Below are 9,446 nucleotides of genomic sequence, written 5' to 3' on the forward strand. Positions count from 1 at the left end.
TTTCGGGCCGCAGATTCGATCGATCAGGTGAGCACCGTTGGTCAGGCCCCCTTGCATGACGGGTAAGATATATCTTAAGTTGTATCTAAACAAGACGAGAGAGAAGGAAAATGAGAGACCATCATGCCCCCCATCACCACCGCGAACACGGCGACGGCCGTGACGGCTTCGAAAAACGCCCCGGCCGTGAACGCGGCGGACGCGGCCCACGGGTGTTCGCCCCGGGCGACCTGAAATTGTTGCTGCTGGCGCTGATCGCCGAGCAGCCGTGCCACGGCTACGACCTGATCCGCCAGATCGAAGGCATGTTCGACGGCGCGTACAGCCCAAGCCCCGGGGTGATCTACCCGACCCTGACTTTCCTCGAAGAAAGCGACCTGATCAGTGGCGACGCCGAAGCCGGCAAAAAGCGCTACAGCGTCACTGAAGCCGGTCGTCTGTCTTTAAGTGAGCAAGCCGTCGCACTGGACGGTGTGCGCATGCGCATTGACGTCAGCAAACGTTCGTTGCGCGGCCACGACCGGCCGCCGGAGATTCACGAGGCCGTGCACAACCTGCGCCATGCCCTGCAAATGCACCACGGGCGCTGGAGCGCCGAAGAAATCCTGCGTGTGCGTGACCTGCTCAACGACACCGCCAAAGCCATCGTCGACGGCCCCGCCGTTCAATCTGCCCCGGAGAAAGCCGAATGACTGCAGTCGATACCCAAACCATTCACCGCGTGATGCACGACATCAAACGCCGCAAGCTCGAAGTGCTGCGCGTGGTCGACCTGACCCCGCGCATGCGCCGCATCACCCTCGGCGGCCAGGAGCTGGCCGGGTTCATCAGCCTGGGCACCGACGATCACGTCAAACTGCTGTTCCCGCAGAACGCCGAACAGGCAGCAGCGCTGGAGACCATGGTGCTCGGCGCGGGCAAGGACAATGGCCCGATGCCCGAGATGCGCGACTACACCCCGCGTCGCTATGACCTGGAAAAGCTCGAGCTGGACATCGACTTCGTCCTGCACGGCGACGGCCCTGCCTCGACTTGGGCCGAACAGGCCAGGCCAGGGCAATTCCTGCACATTGGCGGCCCGCGCGGCTCGATGATCGTGCCGGACATCTTCGACAGCTACCTGCTGATCGGCGACGAAACCGCCCTGCCCGCCATCGCCCGACGCCTCGAAAGTCTGGCGGCCAATCGCAAGGCACTGGTGGTGATCGAAGTGGAGAACGGTGCCGAGCAACAGGTGCTGGAGAGCGCGGCGCAGGTCAACGTGATCTGGGTGCTGCGCGAAGGTGGCAAGGACAACCTGCTGACCACCGTCAGACAGCTGCAGGTGCCCAAGGGCAATCTGTATGCGTGGGTGGCGACCGAGACCAAAGTCTCGCGGCAGATCCGCCGGGTGCTGCTGGATGAGCATGGGCTCAATGAACAGTTCGTCAAAGCCGTGGGCTACTGGCGGGCCGAGGGTTCCGCAGAAGAGTGATTTGCCCTGTAGGAGCTGCCGCAGGCTACGATCTTTTGATCTTGTTTTTGAACAATCAACGTCAAAAGATCGTAGCCTGCGGCAGCTCCTACAGGTGCTTTAACTTCGTGCAAATCTCCAGCGATCCAGGCCGATCACCAGCAAGCCAATCAGCACAAACCCCACCAATATCCCCCCGGCATTGATGAACACCTGTGCATAACCGAGCAGCGCCACATCAATGAACGGATACGCATACGCACCGAGCAGATGCCCGCGCAGCAACGCGTAAATGAAATACACCAATGGGTAAATCAGCCACAGCGGCAGGTGCCAAAGGCGCAACGTGCCTTTGGGTACGCAAAACCACCAGTAGCCGAGAAACAGCAGCGGCATCACGTCGTGCAGCAGTTCGTCAGCGATAAACTGCCAGCCCTGCGGATGCCACAAATGCCGCAGCAGAATGCTGTAGGCGAGACCGACCACGGCGATGCTCACGGCAATCCCGCTGCTGACCCACGGCTGCAGAAACCAGCGTTGCGCGGCGGATTCACGCCGGGTAACCGCGCAGGTCAGCACGCTCGCCACCAGGGTGTTGGTCAATACGGTGAAGTAGCTGAAAAAACTCACCAGCCCGCCCAGCAGGCTGGCGTCGACACTCAGCCGTGCGAGGAAAATCAGGTACAGCTGAATGCTCAGCCCGGCCCAACCGAGGCTGGCGATGACCGTGATCAGGCGTCGCCGCATAACGGCGTCCATCTCAGAGCGGTCGCTTGGTGCGCATCAGTTTCACGTACAAGCGCTCGACCTTCTCCCGTGCCCAAGGCGTTTTGCGCAGGAACGTCAGGCTCGACTTGATGCTCGGATCGCTCTTGAAGCAGCGGATATCGATACGCTCGGCCAACCCTGACCACTCGTAATGCGCCACCAGCGCATTGAGGATCTGTTCGAGGGTGACGCCATGCAGCGGATCAGGAGAGTGGTCGTTCATGCCAAGCCTTTGGACGGAGTGAAAATGCACAAGCCGCGCACCTTAGCCGAGGGGCCGGTCAGGTGGAAGGCCTTGCATCAAATGTAGGCCAACCGGAGAAGATCGCAGCCTGTGATCCGCGCCACAATGCGCCCGTTTGACGCACTGTTACCGAATCCGAAACGCTGCATGTCTGCAAAAGCCCTTTGTCTTTTTGTTGCAGATCATTATCCTGCCGCCCTTCAGCTGAATCGCTTCACTGCCTGCGTCAAATTGAAGCGTTCGGTTCACCCCCAGAAAACATCAAAAAAAGACTGATCCATGCCTGATTTTTCCTTCTCCCGAGACAGCGCTATCTCAGCCCTGCGCCTGATCGGTGGCTGCACCGCGCTCGGCTTCGTCACCTGTACCCAGGCGACCCCCGCCTTCGACAGCGACTCACCGTGGATGCTCGGTGACTGGAACGGCACCCGTAGCGAACTCGCGGAAAAAGGCTACGACTTCAAACTCGATTACACCGGGGAAATGGGCAGCAACCTGCACGGCGGCTACGACCACGATCGCACCGCGCGCTACAGCGATCAGTTCGGTCTGGGCACGCATCTGGACCTGCAAAAAATCCTCGGCTGGGACGATGCCGAATTTCAGCTGACCCTCACCAAGCGCAGCGGCAACAACATCAGCAACGACCGGATCAACGATCCACGCGTGGGCGGCTTCACTTCGGCCCAGGAAGTCTGGGGCCGTGGCCAGACCACGCGCCTGACGCAGATGTGGTACCAGCAGAAATTCTTCGACCAGAAGCTCGACATCAAGGTTGGCCGTTTCGGTGAAGGCGAAGACTTCAACAGCTTCCCGTGCGACTTCCAGAACCTGGCGTTCTGCGGTTCGCAGGTCGGCAACTGGGTCGGCGGCATCTGGTACAACTGGCCAGTCAGCCAGTGGGCGCTGCGGGTCAAATATCACCTGACCCCAGAGTTGTACGCGCAGGTCGGCGCTTACGAGCAGAACCCGTCGAACCTCGATCGCGGCAACGGTTTCAAACTCAGCGGCAGCGGCACTCAGGGCGCCGTGCTGCCGGTGGAGCTGGTGTGGACGCCAAAGCTCAATGGTCTGCCGGGCGAATACCGCGCCGGTTACTACTACAGCAGCGCCAAGGCCTCTGACGTCTATAAAGACCAGAACGGCCAGCCTGCCGCGCTGAGCGGCGAAGCCTACCGCAGCGCGTCGAGCAAACACGGCGTGTGGTTCGGCGCGCAGCAGCAAGTCACCAGCATTGCCAGCGATCATTCGCGCGGCTTGAGCGTGTTCGCCAACGCGACGATGCACGACAAGAAAACCAACGCGATCGACAACTACGTGCAGGCCGGCGTCGTCTACAAAGGCCCGTTCGATGCCCGCGCCAAGGACGACATCGGTTTCGCCCTGGCCCGCGTGCACGTCAACCCGGCCTTCCGCAAAAACGCCGAAGCGAGCAATCAGGCGCAGGCGGTCTACGACTACGACGACCCGTCCTTCCTGCCACCGCAGGACACCGAATACAGCGCCGAACTGTATTACGGCGTGCACCTCGCCAACTGGCTGACCGTGCGCCCGAACCTGCAATACATCCGCCACCCCGGTGGCGTGAACGACGTCGATGACGCGCTGATCGCGGGGATCAAGATCCAGTCGTCGTTCTAAAAAACACTGAAGAAACCTGTGGGAGCTGGCTTGCCAGCGATGCGATTTCACATTCGACATTATTGTCGGCTGACACTCCGCCATCGCTGGCAAGCCAGCTCCCACAGGGAAACTCATGAAATTCGTTAGCTAGACAAGTTTTTATCTGAACCATACCTGCGCCCAATCGTCATCTAAAGTGACTACAGCGCGGGACTACATAAACGTCACGGAGAATCACACTATGAGCACCGAAAGTGCTTCGAGTCGGGGCCGTCTGCTACCGAGCCTGCTCGGCATTCTGCTTCTACTGATGGGCCTGGCCATGCTGGCCGGAGGGGTCAAGCTGAGCATGCTCGGCGGCTCGCTGTACTACCTGCTGGCCGGTATCGGCATTGCGCTGAGCGGCGTTCTGTTGCTGCTGCGTCGTCGTGCCGCGCTGGGCCTGTACGCCATCGTGCTGTTCGCCAGCACGGTCTGGGCCCTGTGGGAAGTCGGTCTGGACTGGTGGCAACTGGTGCCGCGCCTGGCCCTGTGGTTCGTCCTCGGCATCGTGATGTTGCTGCCGTGGTTCCGTCGTCCGCTGCTGCTCAATGGCCCGGCGCCGATGGGCACCGGTGGTCTGAGTGTGGCCGTGGTTCTGGCCGGCGTCACTGCCCTGGCCAGCCTGTTCACCCACCCGGGCGAAACCTTTGGCGAACTGGGCCGCGACACCGCGGACATGACCAGCACCGCACCGCAAATGCCTGATGGCGACTGGCAGGCCTATGGCCGCACCGAGTTCGGCGACCGCTATTCGCCGCTGAAGCAGATCACTCCGGCCAACGTCGGCAAGCTGCAAGAAGCCTGGCGCATCCAGACCGGCGACCTGCCAACCGCCGATGACCCGGTCGAGCTGACCAACGAAAACACCCCGCTCAAAGCCAACGGCATGCTCTATGCGTGCACCGCGCACAGCAAAGTGCTGGCGCTGGACCCGGACACCGGCAAGGAAATCTGGCGCTTCGACCCACAGATCAAGAGCCCGGTGGGCTTCAAGGGCTTCGCCCACATGACCTGCCGTGGCGTGTCGTACTACGACGAAGCGGCTTACGCCAAGTCTGAAAACGCTGCGTCCGCCGTTGTCTCCGAAGCCGGCAAAGCCGTTGCTCAGGCCTGCCCGCGTCGCCTGTACCTGCCAACCGCCGATGCCCGCCTGATCGCGCTGAACGCCGACACCGGCAAGATCTGCGAAGGCTTCGGCAACAACGGCGTGGTCGACCTGACCCAAGGCATCGGCCCGTTCACCGCCGGTGGCTACTACTCCACCTCGCCGGCCGCGATTACCCGTGATCTGGTGATCATGGGCGGTCACGTTACCGACAACGAATCGACCAACGAGCCATCGGGCGTGATCCGCGCTTTCGACGTGCGCGACGGTCACCTCGTATGGAACTGGGACAGCGACAAGCCGGACGCCACCGAGCCATTGGCCCCAGGCGAAACCTACAGCCGCAACTCGGCCAACATGTGGTCGCTGGCCAGCGTCGACGAAAAACTCGGCATGGTTTACCTGCCATTGGGTAACCAGACTCCAGACCAGTGGGGCGCTGACCGCACCCCAGGCGCCGAGAAATTCAGCGCCGGCATCGTTGCCCTCGACCTGGCCACCGGTAAAGTGCGCTGGAACTACCAGTTCACCCACCACGACCTGTGGGACATGGACGTTGGCAGCCAGCCAACCCTGCTCGACATGAAAACCGCCGACGGCGTGAAACCGGCGCTGATCGCCCCGACCAAACAGGGCAGCCTGTACGTCCTCGACCGTCGTGACGGCACGCCGATCATCCCGATCAAGGAAATCCCGGTACCACAAGGCGCCGTGAAAGGCGACCACACCGCACCGACCCAGGCCCGTTCGGACCTCAACCTGCTGGCCCCGGAACTGACCGAAAAAGCCATGTGGGGCGCCAGCCCGTTCGACCAGATGCTGTGCCGCATCCAGTTCAAGGAACTGCGCTACGAAGGCCAATACACGCCTCCGTCGGAACAGGGCAGCCTGATCTACCCGGGTAACGTCGGCGTGTTCAACTGGGGCGGCGTCTCGGTCGACCCGGTTCGCCAGATGCTGTTCACCAGCCCGAACTACATGGCCTTCGTTTCGAAAATGGTGCCACGCGAGAAAGTCGCCGCCGGCAGCAAACGCGAAAGCGAAACCGCTGGCGTGCAACCGAACACCGGCGCGCCCTACGCGGTGATCATGCACCCGTTCATGTCGCCACTGGGCGTACCGTGCCAGGCCCCGGCCTGGGGCTACGTTGCCGGCATCGACCTGACCACCGGCAAAGTCGTCTGGAAACGCAAAAACGGCACCAGCCGCGACAGCTCGCCGATCCCGATCGGCTTCACCCTGGGCGTGCCAAGCATGGGCGGCTCGATGGTGACTGCCGGCGGCGTCGGCTTCCTCAGCGGCACCCTGGACCAGTACCTGCGCGCCTACGACGTGAACACTGGTAAAGAACTGTGGAAATCGCGTCTGCCGGCTGGCGGCCAAGCGACTCCGATGACCTATACCGGCAAGGACGGCAAGCAATACGTGCTGCTCGTTGTGGGCGGTCACGGCTCGCTGGGCACCAAAATGGGTGACTACGTGATTGCGTACAAACTGCCGGAATAAGTTTTAACGGCGGTAATAGAAAGGCGATGCTCCGTGAGGGGTGTCGCCTTTTTTTCCGTCCGGGTCTATGACAACGCTACAAATCTGTGGGACCCGAGCGACAAAATCTTTCGCTCATTTTCGCTTGATACAACCATGCTGATGGTGTGTCGCTTGGGACCGTGCTGGTAACACTCCCATGCTCCGTGAATGCCTGAATGCCTGAATGCTCATGACTCATGTCTACTGGCAAGTCGCCTAGGCTCACAAGCAATGGCATAATGCCCCTATATAGTTCCAAGGAATAGCGCATTAGAAACTGTAAATTTTCGTAATCCTTCATCTCTCCCTAACTACGGATATCCCCCAATCAAGGACGTCACATGCGCTTGCACTCAATCCCGAACGTAGTCGTGCTACTTACAATAATTCTCTTATTGTTTATTTCTTGTTGGGCTTCGACCTATTTCGGCCTGAACCATGCATTATTTGAGCTCACCGAGAATCAAATTATGTACCTATACTCAACATCTGCTCAGGTACTAGCCGCTGTCTACGGTTTAACCCTCACGGGGTATATCTTTTTGCGTGGTGACTTGAACCGCGAAGCAAGAAGCGACGAAACTCGAGCCAAATCCATTGAAAAACTAGAGGGTAGATACTTCTGGCAACTGGCAGTAATTACCGCTCTCGTGATGTTTACGATCCTTCTAACAAATCTGGTTAGTGCACAGGAAAACTCAAAAAACACTGAACCCCTCACGTACCTTATGAATTTCAGCCAGTCATTCTTTGCTATTTCTTTTGTGGCCATTGCTTTCTTTGTTGTAGATATTGTTGGACCCGGCAATATCCAAGCTGCGAGTCAAGCCCTCCAAGACAAAATCGATCCCGAACACAACGTAAAAACAATGCAAGGAGACTTGTCAGAGTTTCTCAAACTGTATAACAACATAGAATCTATTTTAAACACAAATACCAACATCACCGTTCTGACGCCGGACTTTTCTAACAAAAAATACAACAAACACACTTCAAATACCCGACTTGCTGAAATTCTGTTACGCAGGGAAAAAATAAATAACGAATTATTTTCTCGCCTAAAAAACTTGATTACCTTGAGAAACGCTATAATCCATGGAGCAGACCCATCAGTAAGCCAACATATGGTAGAGGAATCCAAATCAATTCTTGAGGAGCTTAATAAGTCCTTGGGCAATGTGGATCAGATGCACTCCGAAACCGATAACAGCATAGTAGGCCCTTAGTTCTGAAAATCTGGCGTTTTACTAGATATTTTTGCGAAGGATAACGCTCCAATATTTATCAAAGAAACTACACAAAGTCGCCGAGCGCGCCCTCGACCACCATTTCAATCCCATTCCGAAAAATGCCTTGGCCGCCGACCGAGCCAGATGTTCCAGATCGCACCAGACATGGACGGCAAGCTGCTCGTGGTGGGTGGTCACGGCTCGCTGGGCACCAAGATGGGTGACTATGTGATTGCGTACAAACTGCCGGAATAAGTTTTAGCGGCGGTAATAGAAAGGCGATGCTCCGTGAGGGGCATCGCCTTTTTTGTGCCCACCCAATATCCCTGTAGGAGCTGCCGAAGGCTGCGATCTTTTGATCTGGCTTTTAAAAATCAAAGTCAAAAGATCGCAGCCTTCGGCAGCTCCTACAGGGTGGAATGGGCCGGTTTGTGGGAAATGTGTTCGTCCTACAAATGCTGGTGATTGCGCGGAGTTTTCCGACAGGTCGCGTCGGTTGTGCCTCGGAAGTTGGCTGGATAGGCTCTGGTGGTCGCTGGAAATTCAGCGGCCGGGCGTCGCGGCCCGAGCAATCCATTCGATTTGATGCATAATCGCCAGCCCAAACGGGAGCGCTCAGGTGCTCTGTGTTTGGTTTGATGGTGGCTGTGCGCGGGATACCTTCGGGTATGCCGAGATTGCCGAATGGCTCGGTCCGCGAACCCGCGTACAGCTGCCACCCTCAGTCGCGTCGCGGCGATTGAGAGTGACAGCCCCACTTCTCATTCGGAGCTTCACCATGATCAAACCCACACCCAATCCCCCCGAAACCTCCCCCTACGAATCCCTCGATTCAAAAAAACTCCACGATGCCGCCGAGCGTGCGCTGGATCACTACCTGAAACCCTCCGCCGCCGCGGTGAGATTCCACAAACCGAGCAGCATGTTCCAGGTCGCCCCGGACATGGACAACGAAAGCCTGCTGGTTCACGCTTGCGAATCACTGGCCCAAGCCAGCCTCATGACCAGCGACATCGCCGCGTACATCGACATCCCGCAGCGCCGGACGATACTGGCCATTCAGCAAATCATCATGCTCGCCGAACTGGCGGTAAACCGAGTGCTGGATAACCACGAAATCTCGCAATCTCCAACACACAACTAATCCCCTGCTCGCGAAGGCGCCAGCGCATTCAATATTTAAGGTGCCTGACCCACCGCTTTCGCGAGCAGGCTCGCTCCCACAGGTAAATTGAGTGCGTTCCGCCAGAACATGGCCGGCTGTCAGGCTGCCATCGCTGGCAAGCCAGCTCCCACAGTTTTGATTGTGAATGCCCCATGCGGCGCAGCCGCCCCACTCAAAACAATGAGCGCAAGCTCGAGTACCGCTCTTGATCTCCCACAGGTAAATTGAGTGCATTCCGCCAGAACATGGTCGGCTGTCAGGCCGCCATCGCTGGCAAGCCAGCTCCCACA

General features: G+C 58.5%; 8 protein-coding genes. 6 read left to right on the forward strand and 2 right to left on the reverse strand.

The window, feature by feature from the left end:
• Positions 1-110: 110 nt before the first annotated feature.
• The gene (locus HXW87_RS26485) at positions 111-692 is read left to right on the forward strand and encodes a PadR family transcriptional regulator (protein WP_182402306.1); all 582 of its coding nucleotides are present in this window, start codon (positions 111-113) and stop codon (positions 690-692) included.
• Positions 689-1,474 (forward strand): siderophore-interacting protein, encoded by a 786-nt coding sequence (locus HXW87_RS26490; RefSeq protein ID WP_239778036.1) that lies wholly within the window; start codon positions 689-691, stop codon positions 1,472-1,474. The genes HXW87_RS26485 and HXW87_RS26490 overlap by 4 nt, the downstream gene beginning before the upstream one ends.
• Positions 1,475-1,573: 99 nt before the next feature.
• Here the strand turns inward: HXW87_RS26490 and HXW87_RS26495 are convergent, their stop codons facing one another.
• Both HXW87_RS26495 and HXW87_RS26500 read right to left on the reverse strand, forming a co-directional pair.
• On the reverse strand, positions 1,574-2,212 hold the full coding sequence (locus tag HXW87_RS26495; RefSeq protein ID WP_239778037.1) for a Pr6Pr family membrane protein: 639 nt from the start codon (positions 2,210-2,212) through the stop codon (positions 1,574-1,576).
• A gap of 1 nt (position 2,213) precedes the next feature.
• On the reverse strand, positions 2,214-2,444 hold the full coding sequence (locus tag HXW87_RS26500) for a VF530 family protein (protein WP_041068262.1): 231 nt from the start codon (positions 2,442-2,444) through the stop codon (positions 2,214-2,216).
• A gap of 300 nt (positions 2,445-2,744) precedes the next feature.
• On the opposite strand from HXW87_RS26500, the gene HXW87_RS26505 reads away from it, so the two are divergent.
• From HXW87_RS26505 to HXW87_RS26520, 4 genes are all read left to right on the forward strand, one after another.
• Positions 2,745-4,106, forward strand: a complete 1,362-nt coding sequence (locus HXW87_RS26505) for a carbohydrate porin (protein WP_239778039.1) — start codon at positions 2,745-2,747, stop codon at positions 4,104-4,106.
• A gap of 223 nt (positions 4,107-4,329) precedes the next feature.
• Complete coding sequence (locus tag HXW87_RS26510) at positions 4,330-6,741, forward strand: glucose/quinate/shikimate family membrane-bound PQQ-dependent dehydrogenase (protein ID WP_239778040.1); 2,412 nt, start codon at positions 4,330-4,332, stop codon at positions 6,739-6,741.
• Between the two features lie 362 nt (positions 6,742-7,103).
• Positions 7,104-7,988, forward strand: a complete 885-nt coding sequence (locus HXW87_RS26515; protein WP_239778042.1) for a hypothetical protein — start codon at positions 7,104-7,106, stop codon at positions 7,986-7,988.
• Between the two features lie 781 nt (positions 7,989-8,769).
• Positions 8,770-9,135 carry a DUF6124 family protein gene (locus HXW87_RS26520; RefSeq protein WP_047296289.1) on the forward strand — a complete coding sequence of 122 codons (366 nt, stop codon included), beginning with the start codon at positions 8,770-8,772 and terminating at the stop codon, positions 9,133-9,135.
• Positions 9,136-9,446: the final 311 nt, after the last annotated feature.

This window comes from Pseudomonas sp. Y5-11 (genome assembly GCF_022368695.1).
In the GTDB taxonomy this organism is placed as follows: Bacteria; Pseudomonadota; Gammaproteobacteria; order Pseudomonadales; family Pseudomonadaceae; genus Aquipseudomonas; species Aquipseudomonas parakoreensis.

Excerpts from the sequence above, each read along its gene's own strand:
- HXW87_RS26505 (WP_239778039.1), top strand. The coding sequence starts at position 2,745 with ATGCCTGATTTTTCCTTCTCCCGAGACAGCGCTATCTCAGCCCTGCGC.
- HXW87_RS26515 (WP_239778042.1), top strand. The coding sequence starts at position 7,104 with ATGCGCTTGCACTCAATCCCGAACGTAGTCGTGCTACTTACAATAATT.
- HXW87_RS26490 (WP_239778036.1), top strand. The coding sequence starts at position 689 with ATGACTGCAGTCGATACCCAAACCATTCACCGCGTGATGCACGACATC.
- HXW87_RS26495 (WP_239778037.1), bottom strand. The coding sequence starts at position 2,212 with ATGGACGCCGTTATGCGGCGACGCCTGATCACGGTCATCGCCAGCCTC.
- HXW87_RS26510 (WP_239778040.1), top strand. The coding sequence starts at position 4,330 with ATGAGCACCGAAAGTGCTTCGAGTCGGGGCCGTCTGCTACCGAGCCTG.
- HXW87_RS26520 (WP_047296289.1), top strand. The coding sequence starts at position 8,770 with ATGATCAAACCCACACCCAATCCCCCCGAAACCTCCCCCTACGAATCC.
- HXW87_RS26485 (WP_182402306.1), top strand. The coding sequence starts at position 111 with ATGAGAGACCATCATGCCCCCCATCACCACCGCGAACACGGCGACGGC.
- HXW87_RS26500 (WP_041068262.1), bottom strand. The coding sequence starts at position 2,444 with ATGAACGACCACTCTCCTGATCCGCTGCATGGCGTCACCCTCGAACAG.